The 17,787-nt window shown below is 60.2% G+C and carries 14 protein-coding genes; 9 read left to right on the top strand and 5 right to left on the bottom strand.

What is annotated here, in order from left to right; all coding sequences use genetic code 11:
- The first annotated feature begins 127 nt into the window (after nucleotides 1-127).
- The gene (locus CKW30_RS02290) at nucleotides 128-1,321 is read left to right on the top strand and encodes a GAF domain-containing sensor histidine kinase (RefSeq protein ID WP_095179708.1); all 1,194 of its coding nucleotides are present in this window, start codon (nucleotides 128-130) and stop codon (nucleotides 1,319-1,321) included.
- An 8-nt stretch (nucleotides 1,322-1,329) separates the two neighbouring features.
- On the opposite strand, the gene CKW30_RS02285 is transcribed toward CKW30_RS02290, so the two are convergent.
- Nucleotides 1,330-2,262, bottom strand: coding sequence for an AraC family transcriptional regulator (locus CKW30_RS02285; RefSeq protein ID WP_095179707.1), 933 nt, complete (start codon nucleotides 2,260-2,262; stop codon nucleotides 1,330-1,332).
- A gap of 541 nt (nucleotides 2,263-2,803) precedes the next feature.
- Between CKW30_RS02285 and CKW30_RS02280 the strand changes: the two genes are divergently transcribed.
- The 4 genes from CKW30_RS02280 (at nucleotide 2,804) to CKW30_RS02265 (ending at nucleotide 6,725) form a co-directional block, all read left to right on the top strand.
- Nucleotides 2,804-4,153: an MFS transporter gene (locus CKW30_RS02280; protein WP_056785134.1), complete on the top strand. Its 1,350-nt coding sequence runs from the start codon at nucleotides 2,804-2,806 to the stop codon at nucleotides 4,151-4,153.
- Between the two features lie 99 nt (nucleotides 4,154-4,252).
- A complete protein-coding gene (locus CKW30_RS02275; RefSeq protein WP_095179706.1) occupies nucleotides 4,253-4,945 on the top strand; it encodes a fumarylacetoacetate hydrolase family protein in 693 nt (230 codons plus the stop codon).
- Between the two features lie 33 nt (nucleotides 4,946-4,978).
- Nucleotides 4,979-5,737 carry an SDR family oxidoreductase gene (locus tag CKW30_RS02270; RefSeq protein WP_095179705.1) on the top strand — a complete coding sequence of 253 codons (759 nt, stop codon included), beginning with the start codon at nucleotides 4,979-4,981 and terminating at the stop codon, nucleotides 5,735-5,737.
- A gap of 31 nt (nucleotides 5,738-5,768) precedes the next feature.
- Nucleotides 5,769-6,725 carry a 2-hydroxyacid dehydrogenase gene (locus tag CKW30_RS02265; RefSeq protein WP_056785128.1) on the top strand — a complete coding sequence of 319 codons (957 nt, stop codon included), beginning with the start codon at nucleotides 5,769-5,771 and terminating at the stop codon, nucleotides 6,723-6,725.
- Nucleotides 6,726-7,971: 1,246 nt separating this feature from the next.
- Here the strand turns inward: CKW30_RS02265 and CKW30_RS02260 are convergent.
- Nucleotides 7,972-8,313 (bottom strand): hypothetical protein, encoded by a 342-nt coding sequence (locus CKW30_RS02260; RefSeq protein WP_041480431.1) that lies wholly within the window; start codon nucleotides 8,311-8,313, stop codon nucleotides 7,972-7,974.
- Nucleotides 8,314-8,400: 87 nt separating this feature from the next.
- Nucleotides 8,401-9,042, bottom strand: a complete 642-nt coding sequence (locus tag CKW30_RS02255; protein ID WP_095180289.1) for a class II glutamine amidotransferase — start codon at nucleotides 9,040-9,042, stop codon at nucleotides 8,401-8,403.
- Between the two features lie 167 nt (nucleotides 9,043-9,209).
- Here CKW30_RS02255 and CKW30_RS02250 point away from each other — a divergent pair, with 167 nt between their 5' ends.
- From CKW30_RS02250 to CKW30_RS02240, 3 genes are all read left to right on the top strand, one after another.
- On the top strand, nucleotides 9,210-9,458 hold the full coding sequence (locus CKW30_RS02250; protein WP_056785124.1) for a hypothetical protein: 249 nt from the start codon (nucleotides 9,210-9,212) through the stop codon (nucleotides 9,456-9,458).
- 105 nt (nucleotides 9,459-9,563) lie between these two features.
- Entirely contained in the window at nucleotides 9,564-10,721 is a 1,158-nt protein-coding gene (locus CKW30_RS02245; RefSeq protein ID WP_095179704.1) for a GGDEF domain-containing protein, read from the top strand.
- An 8-nt stretch (nucleotides 10,722-10,729) separates the two neighbouring features.
- Nucleotides 10,730-11,245, top strand: coding sequence for a PaaI family thioesterase (locus CKW30_RS02240; protein WP_095179703.1), 516 nt, complete (start codon nucleotides 10,730-10,732; stop codon nucleotides 11,243-11,245).
- A 500-nt stretch (nucleotides 11,246-11,745) separates the two neighbouring features.
- Here the strand turns inward: CKW30_RS02240 and CKW30_RS02235 are convergent, their stop codons facing one another.
- Nucleotides 11,746-13,950: an OsmC domain/YcaO domain-containing protein gene (locus tag CKW30_RS02235; RefSeq protein ID WP_095179702.1), complete on the bottom strand. Its 2,205-nt coding sequence runs from the start codon at nucleotides 13,948-13,950 to the stop codon at nucleotides 11,746-11,748.
- A 219-nt stretch (nucleotides 13,951-14,169) separates the two neighbouring features.
- On the opposite strand from CKW30_RS02235, the gene CKW30_RS02230 reads away from it, so the two are divergent.
- On the top strand, nucleotides 14,170-16,779 hold the full coding sequence (locus CKW30_RS02230; RefSeq protein ID WP_095179701.1) for an EAL domain-containing protein: 2,610 nt from the start codon (nucleotides 14,170-14,172) through the stop codon (nucleotides 16,777-16,779).
- A 3-nt stretch (nucleotides 16,780-16,782) separates the two neighbouring features.
- On the opposite strand, the gene cydB is transcribed toward CKW30_RS02230, so the two are convergent.
- A complete protein-coding gene (gene cydB, locus CKW30_RS02225; protein ID WP_095179700.1) occupies nucleotides 16,783-17,784 on the bottom strand; it encodes a cytochrome d ubiquinol oxidase subunit II in 1,002 nt (333 codons plus the stop codon).
- Nucleotides 17,785-17,787: the final 3 nt, after the last annotated feature.

Raw genomic sequence — 17,787 nt, 5'->3', positions numbered from 1 at the left:
GGCGATAGCGCTCAGCAAGCACCACACAGAGCGCCGGGAGTTTTCCCGGCGCCCTTTTTTGCAGGTTCATTAGGCATGTCCGGCGTTTACCGATAGTCTCTGGCGACACTTTCGCGAAGCGCCGGCCATGCCCCAGACAGATTTCTCCTCCGACCTCGAAGCCATCGGCAGCATTGACGCCGTGCCGGTGATCCTGAGCATGGTCAAGCACATGACCGGCATGCGCTTCGCCGCCGTAGCGCGGGTTACCGAGAGCAAGTGGATCGCCTGCGCCGTGGATGATTCGATTGACTTCGGCCTGTTGCCTGGCGGCGAGCTGGTGCTGGAATCGACGATTTGCCATGAAATCCGTCAGCACCATCAGCCGGTGATCTTCGGCCATGCCAGCCAGCACCCGCTGTTCTCCACGCACCACACGCCGAAAACCTACGGTCTGGAAAGCTACATTTCCATTCCCATCATCAAGGCCGATGGCGAGTTTTTCGGCACACTCTGCGCCATTGATTCGGTTCCGGCGAACCTCGACGACCCGGCCATCGAAAAGACCCTCACCCTCTTCGCCCAGCTGATTGCGATGAGCCTGGATACCCAGGGCCATTTGCACGCGACCAAAACCGCGCTGGCCGATGCCAACGAATTGGGCCGCCTGCGCGAGCAGTTCATCGCCGTACTGGGCCATGACTTGCGCACGCCACTCAGTGCCATTCGCATGAGCGCCGATCTGCTGCAAAGCAAAGCCGAAGACAAGCGCTCGCGCACGCTGCTATCGGCGATCCGTACCAGTTCGGTGCGCATGGGCGTGCTGATCGAAAACATCCTCGACTTCGCCCGGGGTCGGCTCGGCAGTGGCATCCCGGTGCAGCGCAAACTGGTCGATGACTTGCAGCAAACGCTGCGCCAGACCCTTGAAGAAATCCAGGTGGCGTACCCGCAGGCGACGTTTATTGATTCGCTTGAGGTACCGACCGGGGTCTATTGCGACCCGCTGCGGATCAGTCAGTTGTTGTCGAATCTGCTGGGCAACGCGGTGACCCACGGTTCTACGGCCGAACCGATCGTGCTCAAGGCGTTTGCCGAGGGCGACGAGATGGTGATTTCGCTGACCAACCAGGGCGCGCCGATTCCACCCGCGCTGATGCCGCTGCTGTTTGAACCGTTCTCACGTTCCGAAGCCGGTCAGCGCAATGAAGGGCTGGGGCTGGGCTTGTACATTGCCGGGCAAATTGCCAATGCGCACAACGGCACCTTGACCGTGACGTCCGACAGCGAGGCAGGCACCTGTTTCGTGGCGCGCTTCCCTGCCCGCTTCAAGTGGGTCTGAGCGCTGCTCTAAATATTCAGTGGCGTCTGCGGCGTGTCCGGGTTGAGCTGGCGGCGACGAAACTGCCCCGGTGGCTGGCCATGAATCTGGCGAAAACGTCGAGAGAAATAGGCCTCATCAGCAAATCCACACAGCCGCGCGACCTCGCCCACCGAGCGCGTGCTGTTGAGCAGGAAATTGCGCGCCGCGTGCATGCGCCGCTCCAGCACCAGCTCGGTGAACGTCTTGCCGATCTCCTTGCGCAGCCAGTGCGTCAGGTAAGTCGGTGACAGATAGGTCGCAGCGGCGACTTTGATCAGGTTGAGATCAGGATCGGCGATGTTCTTCCGCAAGTACTCGAACATTCGGCTCAAGGCGTCGCGACGGCTGTTCTCGGCGGCATTCTCTTCCGCCAAGCGCTTGAGCGGCTCGGCGTAAAGAAAACATACGCTGCCAATCATCTGCAGCAACAAGCCCTTGAGCATTTCCCGCGTGCCGAACTGACGGTTCTCATCAAGGCTGCGCATCTGCTCGATCAGGCCGCAGACCTGAGCGAAATCCTCATCGCCCAAAATGAAATCCAGATGCTCCTGAAAGCGGAACGGCGACAGTTCAGGCGCGAGCAGGATTGACACCTCTTCCAGATCCATCGGGTCGCACTGTAGATGCGGCAAGAGGAACGTCTGGGAAAAATTGATGACGATGAAATTGCTGTCCTCGGGATGCGGAATCACATGCACGCGGTGCGGCAGGATGAACGCCAGAGTGTTGCGCGGGAACGGCCGCTGCACGCTGCCGATGTGCTGCACGGTGTCGCCACCGAGGTTGATCTGGATTTGAAAATACTCATGCCGGTGAGGCGCGGTTTCGGCGCGCCGACCCTTTTTGTCGCGAATGTAGAAATCGGTCAATTCGCTGCGTTGCTGCATGACGTAGGTCGGGATACGGCTGGGTGAAGACATGGGCGGGAGGTCCTCCGGGCAGTGAGGTGGCGCCCGTCATCTTGCAGGGTTGTGCGGTGGGCGGCAACGAGTCATACGATGACATTGTCTTTTTTGAAAGAAGCCTCGCGATGAGCCTGTCCAAAAACCGCATTATCGTAAAAGTAGAGATAGTCGTTATTTTTCAGTTAGTTATGCTTTAAACCTGATCTTTATTCTCAAGACAAATCGTATTTATCTTTTTGGACACGTTCGCCAAATCCACTTTTTTCAAGAAAAAACGTTCTAACCCATCGGTTGATTTAGAACCGTTGTACGACCACTGTAATGACCAACGCAGCCCAACCTCTTTCAAAAACAATCAAAGGTGCGCACGTCATGATCCTGCTATTTCCCCTCGCCGCCCCGCCCGACCTCCCCTTGAAATCAGTCGCAGAAAGACGTTCCTGAACGTCTGAAAGCCGCGCTGCAACCCGTTCGATTGCCTTGCCCCACACCTTGCGGGCAACGGCATCGGCTGCTCGAAAAATCTCGACTCTTCTAACAATAACGAGGTCTCCGCATGTCCAACTCCCATTCTTCCAGTGCCACGGTGCCGCCGGTGATAGCCGGCGCACGCGATGCCGTTTCGGCGCAGCGTCTGCCGACCCGGCGGCGCTGGTTCATGCTGTCGTTGCTGCTGATTGCGACGATCATCAATTACATCGACCGGGTGAACATTTCGATTGCCGCGCCGTTCATGGCCAAGGACCTGGGCCTGGACAAGATCGAAATGGGCCTGATCTTTTCCGCCTTCGCCTGGACCTATGCGCTGGCACTGGTGCCGGCCGGCTTCATCGCTGATCGGTTTGGCTCGCGCTTCACCTACGGCGTATCGCTGATCAGCTGGTCGACCGTCACCGTTTGCCAGGGTTTCGCCACGGGGTTTGCCTCGCTGTTCGGCCTGCGCCTGGCGGTCGGCGCCATGGAAGCCCCGGCCTTTCCGGCCAACAGCCGCGCCGTGACGGTGTGGTTCCCGGCGCGGGAACGCGGGATGGCCAGTAGCATTTACGTGTGCGGCCAGTACCTCGGCACGGCGCTGTTCACCGGCGCCCTGTTATGGCTGGCGACCACTTTTGACTGGCGCCACGTGTTTTACAGCACCGGCGCACTCGGCATCGTCTTCGGTGTGCTGTGGCTGTACCTGTATCGCGATCCGCTGAACTGCAAAAAAGTCAGCCAGGAAGAATTGAAGTACATCGAAACCGGCGGCGGTCTGGTCAAGAGCAGCCAGGAGCGCACCCGTTTCAACTGGCGGCAGATTGCCGAGCTGTTCAGTTATCGGCAGATCTGGGCGATCTGCATCGGCAAATTCGCCAGCACCTCGGCGCTGTACTTCTTCCTCACCTGGTTCCCGACCTACCTGATCGAAGAACGCAAACTGACCATGATCAAGGCCGGGATCTTCGCCGTGCTGCCCTTCGTCGGTGCGACGGTGGGGATTCTGCTGGCCGGCATCGTTTCCGACTTGCTGATCCGTCGCGGCTACTCGATGTCGTTTGCGCGCAAGTTGCCGCTGGTGGTCGGTTCGATGCTGGGCATGTCGATCGTGCTGGTGAATTTCACCGACTCCAACCTGATCTGCATCGCCGTGTTGACCATCGCGTTCTTCGCCCAAGGCATCGCGTCCTCATCGTGGGCGGCGGTATCGGAAGTGGCGCCAAAAGAGCTGATCGGCCTCACCGGCGGCATTACCAGCCTGGCGGCGAACATCGGCGGCATCGTCACGCCGATCGTGATCGGCGCCATCGTCCACGCCACCGGCACCTTCGCCTATGCCTTCTGGTTTATTGGCGGCGTCGCGCTGATCGGCACGCTCTCCTATTCGTTGTTGCTCGGACGTCTGTACCGCATCGAGCTGAAGGTGCGCTGAGGCGAAAAGCCCGGATTTGTCCAAACGCAGGCGGCTTTCGTCCAACTTCGCCGACGCCAGCCGCCGTACGCTGCCCTTTCAAACAGGATGACCCGCAGGATGAACATGACCGAATACGTCTTTACCCCGGATCTGCCCGTGACCTTGCCGGTCCTCGGCACCGAGCAGCGCTTCCCCGTCGGCCGGGTGTTCTGTGTCGGCCGCAACTACCCATGGCCGGACTCTCAAGGCCAGTCGCGCCAGCCGCCGGTGTTTTTCATGAAACCGGCAAGCTGCGTGGTCGATGCCGTCGGCGACGTCGCCTTCCCCTCAGTGTGCGAGGACTTCGTTCACGAAATCGAACTGGTCGTTGCCATCGGTGAAGGCGGCGCCCATATCCCCGAGGATCAAGCGCTCGCCTACGTGTGGGGCTACGCCGCCGGCCTCGACCTGACCCGCCGCGATGTACAACGCGCAGCCAAGAGCAACGGTTTGCCGTGGGAAGGCGCCAAGGTGTTCGACGGCGCCGCGCCGATGACTGCCGTTGTCCCGGTGAGCCGCTGCGGCCATCCCGAGGGCGAGTTGTGGCTTAACGTCAACGGCGAAGAACGCCAGCGCGACAACCTCGACAGCCAGATCTGGTCGGTCAGTGAAGTAATCGCGCGCATCTCGCAATCCGTGGCCCTGCGCGCCGGCGACCTGATCATGACTGGCAGCCCCGCCGGCGTTGACAGCCTGCAACCGGGCGACGTGATCAGCGCTGGCATAGACGGCATCGGCCACCTGGAAATGCGCGTCGGCCCACGGCCCTGATTCCAGCGGATTGAGAAAAAGGAGAACAACAATATGACGACCTCTTTGAAAGTTGCGCTGGTCACCGGCGCCGGCAGTGGCATCGGCCGCGCCGTGGCACTCGGCCTGATGGCCGACGGCTTTACCCTTGTGCTCGCCGGACGCCGGCCCGAGCCCTTGCAAGCGCTGGTCGAACTGGCGCAGAGCCAGGGTCACCCAGCGCTGGCGGTACCCACCGACGTGCGTGATCCGGCCAGTGTCGACGTGCTGTTCGCGACCATTGCCGAGGTCTACGGGCGCCTCGATGTGGTCTTCAACAACGCCGGCGTCAACGCCCCCGCCGTGCCGCTGGACGAGCTGACCTTCGAGCAGTGGCGCAACGTGATCGACACCAACCTCAACGGAGTCTTTCTGTGCGCTCGCGGCGCGTTTGGGCTGATGCGCAAACAACAGCCGCAGGGCGGGCGGATCATCAACAACGGCTCGATTTCCGCACACACGCCGCGCCCGTTCAGCAGCGCCTACACCGCGAGCAAACACGCCGTGCTCGGCCTGACCAAATCCCTGGCGCTGGATGGCCGTGAATTCAACATCGCCTGCAGCCAGATCGACATCGGCAATGCCCTGACCGAAATGTCGGTGCGCATGACCAAAGGCGTACGCCAGGCCAACGGCAGCATCGCCGTCGAGCCGATGGTCGACGTCAAACACGTCGCCGATGCAGTGCGCTACATCGCCGGCCTGCCGCTGTCGGCCAACGTCCTGAACATGACCGTCATGGCCAGCGCCATGCCGTTTGCCGGCCGCGGTTGAGCCGGCCTTTTTATTGCGTAACGAGGTAGCCATGAAGCCAGAAATCCTGCAACTGAGCCCGATCCTGATCCCGGCAATCAACGCGCGTCTGGACGAACTGTTCACCGTACGCCGCTACTTCCAGCAAGCGGACAAACCCGCCTACATAAAGGAACACGGCGCCAACATTCGCGGCGTCATCACCGGCGGCCACACCGGCATCAGCCAGGCGCTGATGGCGCAACTGCCGAACCTGGAAGTCGTCGCGGTCAACGGCGTCGGCACCGACGCCGTCGATCTGGCCTACGCCCGCGACCGCGGCATCCGCGTCACCGCCACCATCGGCGCCCTCACCGAAGACGTCGCCGACCTCGCCATCGGCCTGCTCATCTCGGTCTGTCGCGGCCTGTGCACCAGCGACCGCTACGTCCGCTCCGGCCAATGGCCGCAAAGCCCAACCCCACTCGCCCCACTGCCCCTGGCCCGACAAGTCTCCGGCATGCGCATCGGCATCGTCGGCATGGGCCGCGTCGGCCGCGCCATCGCCACCCGCGCCGCCGCCTTCGGCTGCCCGATCAGCTACACCGACCTGCAACCAATGAGCGACGTCCCCCACACCTTCGTCGCCGACCTCAAACAACTGGCCCGCGACAGCGACGCCCTGATCCTCGCCGCAGCGGCGGACAAGGGCGAAGCGATCATCGACGCGCAAGTGCTGCAAGCGCTGGGCAAGGACGGTTATCTGATCAACGTCGCCCGGGGCAAACTGGTGAATGAGAAGGCTCTGGTTGCCGCGCTTGCGGCTGGCGAGATTGCCGGGGCTGGGCTGGATGTGTTTGTCGATGAACCGAATGTGCCGGAAGCGTTGTTTGGTAATGAACAGGTGGTGCTGCAACCGCATCGGGCCAGCGCCACGCTTCAGACACGCACGCGGATGGGGGAAATGGTTGTGGCGAGTCTGGTAGATACGTTTGCGGGGAAAGTGCCGGTTGGGTGTGTGACAGGGTGAATGGTTGTTTGGGATAGGCTGCAGATTGCGTTGAGTCAGTGAAACCCAGCCCCCTCACCCCAGCCCTCTCCCCCCAGGGGGCGAGGGGGAAAGGGAGCCGATCTTCGTTGAATTCAAGAACGAGCTCGACGCAGAGTCTCAGGTCGGCGCATCTTCGACAAACACCTCGACCAAGTCCCCGGTACATACAACCCCGGGGGGCGAGGGGGAAGGGAGCCGATCTTCGTTGAATTCAAGAACGAGCTCGACGCAGAGTCTCAGGTCGGCGCATCTTCGACAAACACCTCGACCAAGTCCCCGGTACATACAACCCCGGGGGGCGAGGGGGAAGAGAGCCGATCTTCGTTGAATTCAAGAACGAGCTCGACGCAGAGTCTCAGGTCGGCGCATCTTCAACAAACACCTCGACCAAGTCCCCGGTACATACAACCCCGGGGGGCGAGGGGGAAGGGAGCCGATCTTCGTTGAATTCAAGAACGAGCTCGACGCAGAGTCTCAGGTCGGCGCATCTTCAACAAACACCTCGACCAAGTCCCCTCTCCCTCTGGGAGAGGGTTAGGGTGAGGGCCGTCCCTGGAGAAACCGGATCGCAAGACAAAAGAACACTCCCCAATCATCATCGTGTTGCCTGATACACAGCCATCGCGAGCAGGCTCACTCCTACAGTTTTGATCGGATGCATTCAGTGAGAAAACGGTCGGCTGTCAGGCCGCCTTCGCGAGCAAGCTCGCTCCCACAGAAAAGCAAAAAGCAAAAGCAATCCGCCTCCTGCTTTTCACCACTCAATACAATGAGCGCAAGCTCGAGTGGCTCTTGATCTGGAGCCCGTCGGCAGGCTGAGTGGAGGGATTGATCCGGGCGTGGGAGCGCAGCGACCGTACGACGCAGTCGTACACAGCGGAAGGAGGTGCAGCGAAGCAAACCGTAGCCGCTGCGCCAGGATCAGTCCCGCAGCGAAGGAACCCCGAGCCTAAGCGAGCGGGCCGAACGTCAGGGCGCAGCCTTTTGGTTACTTTTTGCTGGGCCGGCATTCCGGCGTTTGAAAAAGTGACCCGCTGTAAGAGCGGAACCGTAATCGGCCACACCCGCAGAAACGGATATACACCCAAAACCCGAAGAGCATGGTCGGCCCAAAGGCCGCCAAGTCCAAAAAAAAGCCCCACAACCGAAAACCAGTGTGGGGCGAAAAAATTGGTTGGTTGCGGCCAACCAAAGGAGCTCTGTCAAAACCCGTCAAGCGCTCAGATCAAATGCACTCCTGAGCCGCCCGCTCAAAACTCGAAGGCAACAAATTCGACGCCAGCAAATGCCGCTCATAAATGAACACCTTGCCGCCCTTCCCCGCCTTGTACGCCTCCAGCACGTTATCCGCCGACACCTTGCTCGGCACCACAATCCGATAACTGCGCTGACTCTGCGAAACCGTCGGATTCAACGCACTGCCCTGCAACTTCGGCACCACGCAATCGGCGTACTGCGCCGGCGTCTTGCTGGTCTGCAACGTCAGAGTCGGATCGTTCGGCGCCGAAGCACAACCGCCGAGCAACAGGGAAACAAAAGCCATGGCTGGCACGAATAAAGGACGCATCGGGGTAATCCTGAAAATAAAGGTTCGGTTCAACCGGCAACGGTTCGACTTCACGGGATCGCCGCTGCCATTCAACTTTTTGGAGAATCAGCTCGACGCCACCAGGGCCTTGAGCGACACATCGAATTGCTTCAGCGCATTGAGTTGCAGATCACGCTGCTGATTGATCTGTGCCGCGATCTGCGGCGCCGCCCGGTCATGCACCCAGACCGAAGGCAGCTCCTGCTCGATTGCCCCCTCGGCCTTGCCGATGTATTGCAGGTCGGCGTCGTAGAACCGTGCAGAGAAGCGCGCCTCGACCAGACTGTTGCGCTGGGTCAGCAAGCGATTGAAGGTATCGAGCTTGACCACCACATCCGGATGGGTCTGAAGCAGCTCATCCAGATTGTCGTAAACGGTCACCGAGACGAACTGTTGCTGCAGCGAACTCATCAGCCAGTCGAGGGCCAGTTCCGGGTCGGAACTGCCGACAAAGGCGTCGCGGATTCGCGAATCCAGTGCGTCTTTCGCACCGTTGAGCGCCATGTCGTGGTAACGCTCCAGATACTGCAGGTTCTGTAAGGTGTTTTCGCTCAACAACACACCCACGGTCTGCGTGTGCTGCAAGGCCGATGCGCTGGCGGCGATGGGTTGCAGGTGACACGACCGGGAGTCGTCTGCGTAAGCCGGTGCGGTAACTACCCCGCCCATCAGCAGGGCGATCATTGCCAGTCGAGTCAGAATGTTCATCGCGCAATTTCCTTGAGCTGCGTCTTCGATGGAGGCGATTTTCCGCCGATCGCCGGCAAAGCAGAACTTGCGTTTCTTGATGGTCACTATTACTTCCAGCAATAGTTGCGCGTCGCGCAGACTGATGCACACTGAGCACATTCAAGAAAAATGATGAGGGTCTCGCCTTGAGAACGTTTGATCTAATCCGTGACGCCGTGCTGCCCGAATATCGCGACCGCGTAGCCGAATACCTGGTGCAGTACGAAAGCGTCCTGCTGGACAAAAACACCCGCGATGCGCAATTGATCCGCGATACCGCCCAGCAACTGCGCGGTTATCTGCGCGGCCTCAATACCACGCGGGTGCTGGGCATGGCTTATTGGGAAGAGCTCGATCGCCGCGTGGTAGACACCTGGCTAAGCCCGCAAGAGTGACCGCTGAAGCGCCAGTGGTCTGCCCGGCAACACGCCCCCTGCGAAAAACCTGACCAAACGCTTACAATCGCAGGCCTATTGCCATACAGACAGGCCTGCCCGGAAATGCCGCTCGACCCGCCAACGATGCTGACCATCACGATCGCCCTCGCAGCCGCTGCCGCGCTGTATCTGGCGGTCGAGTGGCGCAGCATTCGTGAGCCTTCGCTACTGTTCTGGAGCGCCGGTTTCGCCACCATCACCATCGGTTCCACCCTCGCGCTGCTGCGCAGCAGCGGTTTTCTGCTGCTGGGCATCTGGTTCGCCAACGGCCTGCTGGTGACCGCGCACTTCTTTTTCCTGCTCGGTGTGGCGCGCTTCACCCAGACCCGACTGTCGCCAGCGTGGTACCTGATTTTCGCGACGTGGCTGATCATGTTGATGTTGCCGGACGGCCCGCTGTGGTCCAAGGCCATGCTGGTGGCCAACTCAATGCTGGTGGCGATCCCGACACTCAAGGCCAGTTCGCTGCTGCGCCCGCACGGCAAGTCGTTGAGCGTGGGCGCGGTGCAATTGCGTTATGTGCTGCTCGGCCATGGCATCTTTTATGTGGCCAAGGCCCTGACCGTGGTGATCCCCGGCACGCTGATCGATCTGGCGGCGTTTCGCGGCGAGATCATTCAGATCTCGCTGGTCGAAGGCGCGATGGCGATCATGTTGATCGCCCTGTCGATGACCGGCACCGAGCGTTATCGCCGGGAAAAGCAGATCGCCCGCCTCGCCGAGCGCGATCCGCTCACGGCCCTCTACAACCGCCGCGCCTTGGAAAAGCGTACGCCACGCCTGCTGGCCGGCGTATCCGCGCAAAGACCGGGTGCGTTGCTGTTGATCGATATCGACAACTTCAAACTGGTCAACGACCAGTACGGGCATATCGCCGGCGACCGCTTGCTGATTGCCTTGAGCGAAATGATCCGTGCCCAGCTTCCGGCCAATGCGTTGACGGCGCGGCTGGGTGGCGATGAGTTTTTGATGCTGCTCAACAACGCGTCAGCCGAAGCTATCCTTGAACTGGGCAACGCCTTGCGCGAACAGTTTCTGGCCCTGGCGTCGCACACCTATCCCACGTCCGCTGCGGTGACCTTGAGCATCGGCGCCACCCTGTTCGACAAACCGCCGGCCAGTCTGGCGGCGCTGATCGAACTTGGCGACGCCGCGCTCTACGAGTCCAAACGCGGCGGACGCAACCGCTTGCGCCTGTCCGGCCTCGCCACTCCAGGATGAAACCCGCCATGTCCAGCCACGACACCCCGCTGCAAGACCTCGCCGCCCCCGACGGCGTTTGTTACGGCTGCGGCGGCCGCAATCCGCAAGGCCTGCACGTGAAAAGTCGTTGGGATGAGGACGGCAAACACGTCATCGCCGAGCATCTGCCCGAAGCTCAATATTGCGGCTGGCCGGATCTGGTTTACGGCGGGCTGATTGCCATGCTTGTCGACTGTCATTCGAACTGGACCGCCATGGCCTGGCACTACCGCGCGGAAAACCGCGAAGCCGGCAGCCTGCCGCGCATCGACTGCGTGACTGGCAACCTCGGGATCAAATTCATCAAACCCACACCGATGGGCGTGCCGCTGCTCTTGCGCGCGCGAGTCGAAGGTGAAGTCGGGCGCAAGACCCGGGTGATTTGCGAGGTGTATGCCGGGGAAGTGCTCACGGCGGTGGGTGATTCGGTGTTTGTGCGGGTGGATACGGGGCAGTTGGCGGATGCAGCGCATGGCCGCAAAAGCCAAAGCCCCTCACCCTAGCCCTCTCCCAAAGGGAGAGGGAACTGACCGAGGTGCTTGGTGCAGATACGCCGACCTGGGAAACCGAGCCGAACTCAAATCTTGAAAAAACCCCCACCCTAGCCCTCTCCCAGAGGGAGAGGGAACTGACCGAGGTGCTTGGTGGAAATACGCCGACCTGGGAAATCGAGCCGAACTCAAATCTTGAAAAAACCCTCACCCTACCCCTCTCCCAGAGGGAGAGGGGATTGACCGAGGTGTCTGGTGGAATAGGCCGACCTGGGAAACCGAGCCGAACTCAAATCTTGAAAAAACCCTCACCCTACCCCTCTCCCAGAGGGAGAGGGGATTGACCGAGGTGTCTGGTGGAATAGGCCGACCTGGGAAACCGAGTCGAACACAAATTCTAAAAAGCTTGAAAATCGGCTCCCTCTCCCTCGGGAGAGGGCTGGGGTGAGGGGCTACGGTTCAAGCCACGCAGCCACACTCAAGCCGAAAGCGAAACGTTCTGAGCCAGCTCTTCAACGCGACAAAGCCACCACACCAGCCCGCGCCGCGTGCAGCTTTTTATAGCTTTCGATCAAGCGCAAATGCCGATCCAGCCCTTCCAGCTTCATGCTCGTTGGCGTCAAACCGTAAAAACGCACACTGCCATTCACCGACCCAATCGCCGCATCCATACGCTCGTCACCAAACATCCGGCGGAAATTGGCTTCGTAATCCTCAAGCTCGAGATCCTCGTCCAGCTCCATCTCCAGCACCACATTCACTGCCTGATAGAACAAGCCGCGCTCTACGGTGTTGTCGTTGTATTGCAGGAACGCCTCAACCAGATCCTTGGCCTCGTCAAACTTCTGCAGTGCGAGGTAGATCAGCAGGCGCAGTTCCAGAATCGTCAGCTTGCCCCACGGCGTGTTGTCATCGAACTCAATGCCGATCAGCGTGGTGATATCGGTGTAGTCATCCTGCTCGCTGCGTTCCAGGCCTTGGACCAGATTGCGCAGGCCAACCTTGCTGAGGTTGTGCAGATTGAGGATGTCGGCACGGAATTGCAGGGCTTTGTTGGTGTTGTCCCAGATCAGGTCTTCGATCGGGTAGATCTCCGAGTAGTCCGGCACGAGGATGCGGCAGGCTTTGGCGCCGATGTGCTCGTAGACCGCCATGTAGACTTCCTTGCCCATGTCTTCGAGGATGCCGAACAGGGTCGCGGCTTCTTCGGCGTTGGAGTTTTCGCCTTGGCCTGAGAAGTCCCATTCGACGAATTCGAAATCTGGTTTGGCGCTGAAGAAGCGCCACGACACCACACCGCTGGAATCGATGAAGTGCTCGACAAAGTTGTTCGGTTCGGTCACTGCCTGCCCCGAGAACGTCGGCTGCGGCAAGTCGTTGAGTCCTTCAAAGCTGCGGCCCTGAAGCAGTTCAGTCAGGCTGCGTTCCAGCGCGACTTCCAGGCTCGGGTGCGCGCCGAACGAGGCGAAGACGCCGCCAGTGCGCGGGTTCATCAGGGTCACGCACATCACTGGGAATTCACCGCCCAGCGAGGCGTCCTTGACCAGCACCGGGAAGCCCTGCTCTTCAAGGCCTTTGATGCCGGCGAGGATGCTCGGGTATTTTTCCAGTACCTCTTGCGGTACATCCGGCAGGGCCATTTCGCCTTCGAGTATTTCGCGTTTGACCGCGCGCTCGAAAATTTCCGACAGGCACTGCACCTGCGCTTCGGCCAAGGTGTTGCCGGCGCTCATGCCGTTGCTCAGGTAGAGGTTTTCGATCAGGTTCGACGGGAAGTACACCACTTCACCGTCCGACTGGCGCACGAACGGCAGCGAGCAGATACCGCGCTGAGTGTTGCCGGAGTTGGTGTCGTAAAGGTGCGAGCCGCGCAGTTCGCCGTCGCGGTTGTAAATGCCAAGGGTGTAGTCGTCGAGAATCTCGCTTGGCAATTCGTCTTTCGAACCCGGCTTGAACCACTTCTCGTCCGGATAATGGACGAATTCGGCGTTGGCGATGTCTTCGCCCCAGAACTGGTCGTTATAGAAGAAGTTGCAATTGAGGCGCTCGATGAACTCGCCCAGCGCCGACGCCAGTGCGCCTTCCTTGGTCGCGCCCTTGCCGTTGGTGAAGCACATCGGCGAATGCGCATCGCGAATGTGCAGCGACCAGACGTTGGGCACGATGTTGCGCCACGAGGCGATTTCGATCTTCATGCCGAGGTCGGCGAGGATCTTCGACATGTTGGCAATGGTCTGTTCCAGCGGCAGGTCCTTGCCGGCGATGTAGGTGCCTGCCTGGGAATCGGACTGCGGCATCAACAAGGCCTGGGCATCGGCGTCGAGGTTGTCGACTTCTTCGATGATGAACTCGGGGCCGGTCTGCACCACTTTCTTCACGGTGCAACGGTCGATGGAACGGAGGATGCCCTGGCGATCCTTGTCCGAGATGTCGGCGGGCAATTCGACCTGAATCTTGAAGATCTGGTTGTAGCGGTTTTCCGGGTCGACGATGTTGTTCTGCGACAGGCGAATGTTCTCTGTCGGGATGTTGCGCGTGTCGCAGTACAGCTTGACGAAGTAAGCCGCGCACAAGGCCGACGACGCCAGGAAGTAGTCGAACGGCCCCGGTGCCGAGCCGTCGCCCTTGTAGCGGATGGGCTGATCGGCGATCACCGTGAAGTCGTCGAACTTGGCTTCAAGTCGAAGGTTGTCGAGAAAGTTGACCTTGATTTCCATGCGGGATTACCAGAATACGGCTAAACGAATGGCGGCCATTATCCGGTTTTTGTGCGGGAAGTCTCGCCCTTTCGGGATTCGCCGCTGGCCGCGCTGCTGGAAATTCCAACGGATTCGCTACACTTTGAAAAAATCCAGGCGATACCAATAACAACAATCTGAACATTGTGCGCTCGCCATTGTTCTAGATTCAGAAGACACCGGATCAAGGACGAGCACATGGCCGTTATTCTCCCTGCGCAGCCAATCCCCACCCCGCAACGCGCCGTCACCCGGCGCCTGGCCATCGCCGTTGGCGCACTGTTCGTCGCTGGCGTTATTGCCGCGATCAGCACCCTGCTTGGCATTGCCAATACCCTTGACGCGAAAGATCTGGAACAGAACCAGTTCTATTCCGTGCGCGCCGTGGAAAACCGCATCACCGCGTCGAAAAACTACATCACCAGTTATGCCTACTGGACCCGCGCCTATGAGGCCTTGAGCGGGCCGATCGACGTCAACTGGGCCTACACCGAACAGAACATGGGCAAGACCCTGTTCACCAGCGACGGCTACGACGGCGTGTTCGTCCTTGATCGCAATCGCACCAAGTACGCGGTGATTCGCGGGCAGATGGTTGAAACCGACGTATCCAGCGTACTGCAAGCGCCCGCCTCGGCGCTGGTCGAGCAGGTGCTGAGTCAGCCTGATCTGACCAAGCCGATCAGCAGTTATTCATTGTTCGAAGGCTGGCCGGCGCTGATCACCGCTGCCGCGATCATTCCCAATGACGAGCGCCCGCTGGATGAATTGAGAAACACCTCGGTGCTGGTGTTCGTCGACAAGCTGACCCCGACCAAACTGCGCAAGATCGGCAGCGGTTATGGCCTGACGAACCTGACCCTGGTCCCGGATGAAACCATTGAGAAAGGCCATCCAAGCGTGCCCCTCGACAGCACCGGCTACAGTCTGGTCGCCGACCTGCAACGGCCCGGTCAGCAATTGTTGTGGACGCTGGTGCCACCGCTCGGCGCGACGTTTCTGGTGCTGATGCTGCTCACCGCCTATTTTTTCCGCCATGCATTGCGCTCATCGCAATACGTCGACAACAGCATTTATGCCATGCAGGCCTCGAATCAGGCACTCGAGAAAGCCAATCATGCCCTCGAAGCCAGTGAAGAACGCTTTCGCGCCGTGGCCGAAGCGGCGTCGGACTGGATCTGGGAAGTTGATGATCAGTTGGCGCTGACCTATCTGTCGGCGCGCTTCAGCGAAGTCACCGGTTACCCGCAAGCTCTGTGGCTGGGCCAGGACATCGGCGAATTACTGACTTGCGACACCACACCACTGGAGCTGTGGCTGCGCAAACTCAGCGAAGAAAACAGCGCCAGCGATTTGCGCTGCACTTATCGCGATCACTCCGGGCAGCCGCGCCACTGCCGGCTCTCGGCGCGGCCGATTTTCGACAAGAACAGCGTCGTCGGCTATCGCGGCACTGCCAGCGACATCACCGACGAAGTCGCCGCCCATGCGCAGATCCAGCACCTGTCGATGCATGACGCCCTGACCGGCCTGCCCAACCGCAACAAACTGGCGCGTTATCTCGACGACGTCCTGGTATTGAAGGAACACGCGCCGCCGCTGTCGCTGCTGATGATCGATCTGGACAACTTCAAGCCGATCAACGATTCCCTCGGCCATCCTGCCGGTGACGCGGTTCTCCAGGAAGTCGCCACGCGCCTGCGCGAATGCACCCGCGAGCACGACATCGTCGCCCGTCTCGGTGGTGATGAATTCGTCGTGGTGCTCAACGGCATGGACAGCCATAACGAGATCGACAAATTCTGCACACGGCTGATCGGCAGCCTGCATCAACCGATCAATTACGAACAACATCCGCTGCACATCGGCGCGAGCATCGGCATCGCCCTGAGTCGTCGACACGGTTTTGCCGCCAGCGATCTGATCCGCTACGCCGACATCGCGCTGTATCAGGCCAAGTCCGACGGCAAGAACACCTGGTGCTATTTCGAAGCGCACATGAGCGACCAGATCCAGACGCGCCGGCAAATGGAAGATGACCTGCGCCACGCGCTCAAGCACAACGAATTTGTCCTGCACTATCAGCCGCGCTACAAGGTCGACGGCAAACACATCGTTTCAGTCGAAGCGCTGGTGCGCTGGCAGCATCCGACCCAAGGGTTGCTCGGACCGGACGTGTTCATTCCGCTGGCCGAGCAGACCGACCTGATCGTGCCGCTGGGCCGCTGGGTGTTGCGCGAAGCCTGCGAAACCGCGCTGGAATGGCCCCATGACATTCTGCTGTCGGTCAACCTCTCGCCTGCGCAGTTCGCTCTCAGCGATGTCGTCGAGGATGTTCGTGAAGTGCTGGTGGATACGCGTTTCCCGGCCAGCCGTCTGGAGCTGGAGATCACCGAAAACGTGATGCTCAACGACACCGACGGCGCGCTGACCACCATGAATCAGCTCAAGGAGCTCGGCGTGCGTCTGAACATGGACGACTTCGGCACCGGTTATTCGTCGCTCGGTTACCTACGCGCCTATCCATTCGACGGGATCAAGATCGACAAACGCTTTATCGCCTCGATCAGCAGCGGCGCCAACGACCGTGCCGTGGTGCAGGCGATCATCGGTCTGGGCAAAGCCATGGGGCTGACTGTGACCGCCGAAGGCGTCGAGACCGAGGAGCAACTGGCGATTCTCGGCAAGGATCAATGCAACGAGGTGCAGGGTTATTTCATGAGTCGGCCGATCGACAAGGCGGCTTTTGCTGATCTGCTACGGGCTTCGCGCCTGTCGCTGGTGAGCAAAAAAGGTCGGGTAACGTGAATCTCAACCATCGCTGGCAACGCGGACCTTGCCGCTGAATACGCGGAAACCGAAGGTGTTGTAGGCCAGCGTGATGGGGATCAGCACGGCGAATCCGACCAGCATGAAGATCTGGCTGTTCGGGCTGGATGCGGCTTCGCTCAAGGTCAGATCCGGCGGAATGATGAAGGGAAATAGCGCGACCAGCATCACCGCGAAAGCCAGGACGAAGATGCCCAATGCGGCGAACAGTGGGATGAAGTCGAAGCGGCAGTGAAAGCCTTTGCTGAACACCCATCCTAGAGCGCTGACGATCAGTCCTGCCGGCAACCACAGGCGAATATCGGCGAGCCTCCGGGCATATTGCGGCTGCAACGTCGCCGTCCATGCGATCAGCACCAGCAATAGTGCCGCGACGACCAGCGCCAGCATGCGGGCCTGACGAGCCGAGCGCTGCTGCAATTCATCCAGGGTGCGCCAGTACAACCAGCACGTCCCCAGCCAGACGTAACCGAGTACCAGCACCAAACCGCAAAATACCGGGAACGGATTCAGCCAGTCGCGGCCATCGCCAATGTATTGACCGCCCTGATGCGCAACGCCTTGCACGAGAGTGCCGAGCACCATGCCCTGGACCAACCCGGTCAGCAGCGAAGCCAGGGCCAGCACGCCGTCGACGATGCGCTTGCGTGTTTCATTCGGTGCGTAGTCGCGAAACTCCAGCGCCATGGCCCGCGCGATCAAGGCGAGGAACATCACGATAAAAGGCACATACAGGGCCGGAAGCAAGATCGCATACGCCAGCGGAAACAGCGCCAGCAGCCCTCCGCCGCCGAGCACCAGCCAGGTTTCGTTGGCGTCCCATACCGGCAGAATCGACACCGCCATGGCTCGTCGCTGGTGTTTGCAATCCGTGAGGCCCATGAGCATGCCGACGCCCAGATCGGTGCCGTCGAGCGACACGTAGTTCATCACCGAGAACGCCAATGCGGCAGCGCACAATAGAGTCAGCCAATCGATATCCATGTC

The sequence above is a fragment of the Pseudomonas sp. Irchel 3F6 genome, from assembly GCF_900187595.1.
Lineage (GTDB): Bacteria > Pseudomonadota > Gammaproteobacteria > Pseudomonadales > Pseudomonadaceae > Aquipseudomonas > Aquipseudomonas siliginis.
This window is presented reverse-complemented; position numbering and strand designations above follow the sequence as displayed.

Bases quoted from the DNA above. Each gene is read 5' to 3' on its own strand.
- CKW30_RS02290 (WP_095179708.1), top strand. From the start codon at position 128: ATGCCCCAGACAGATTTCTCCTCCGACCTCGAAGCCATCGGCAGCATT.
- CKW30_RS02230 (WP_095179701.1), top strand. From the start codon at position 14,170: ATGGCCGTTATTCTCCCTGCGCAGCCAATCCCCACCCCGCAACGCGCC.
- CKW30_RS02235 (WP_095179702.1), bottom strand. From the start codon at position 13,950: ATGGAAATCAAGGTCAACTTTCTCGACAACCTTCGACTTGAAGCCAAG.
- CKW30_RS02265 (WP_056785128.1), top strand. From the start codon at position 5,769: ATGAAGCCAGAAATCCTGCAACTGAGCCCGATCCTGATCCCGGCAATC.
- CKW30_RS02270 (WP_095179705.1), top strand. From the start codon at position 4,979: ATGACGACCTCTTTGAAAGTTGCGCTGGTCACCGGCGCCGGCAGTGGC.
- CKW30_RS02245 (WP_095179704.1), top strand. From the start codon at position 9,564: ATGCCGCTCGACCCGCCAACGATGCTGACCATCACGATCGCCCTCGCA.
- CKW30_RS02255 (WP_095180289.1), bottom strand. From the start codon at position 9,042: ATGAACATTCTGACTCGACTGGCAATGATCGCCCTGCTGATGGGCGGG.
- CKW30_RS02260 (WP_041480431.1), bottom strand. From the start codon at position 8,313: ATGCGTCCTTTATTCGTGCCAGCCATGGCTTTTGTTTCCCTGTTGCTC.
- CKW30_RS02285 (WP_095179707.1), bottom strand. From the start codon at position 2,262: ATGTCTTCACCCAGCCGTATCCCGACCTACGTCATGCAGCAACGCAGC.
- CKW30_RS02240 (WP_095179703.1), top strand. From the start codon at position 10,730: ATGTCCAGCCACGACACCCCGCTGCAAGACCTCGCCGCCCCCGACGGC.
- cydB (WP_095179700.1), bottom strand. From the start codon at position 17,784: ATGGATATCGATTGGCTGACTCTATTGTGCGCTGCCGCATTGGCGTTC.
- CKW30_RS02280 (WP_056785134.1), top strand. From the start codon at position 2,804: ATGTCCAACTCCCATTCTTCCAGTGCCACGGTGCCGCCGGTGATAGCC.
- CKW30_RS02275 (WP_095179706.1), top strand. From the start codon at position 4,253: ATGAACATGACCGAATACGTCTTTACCCCGGATCTGCCCGTGACCTTG.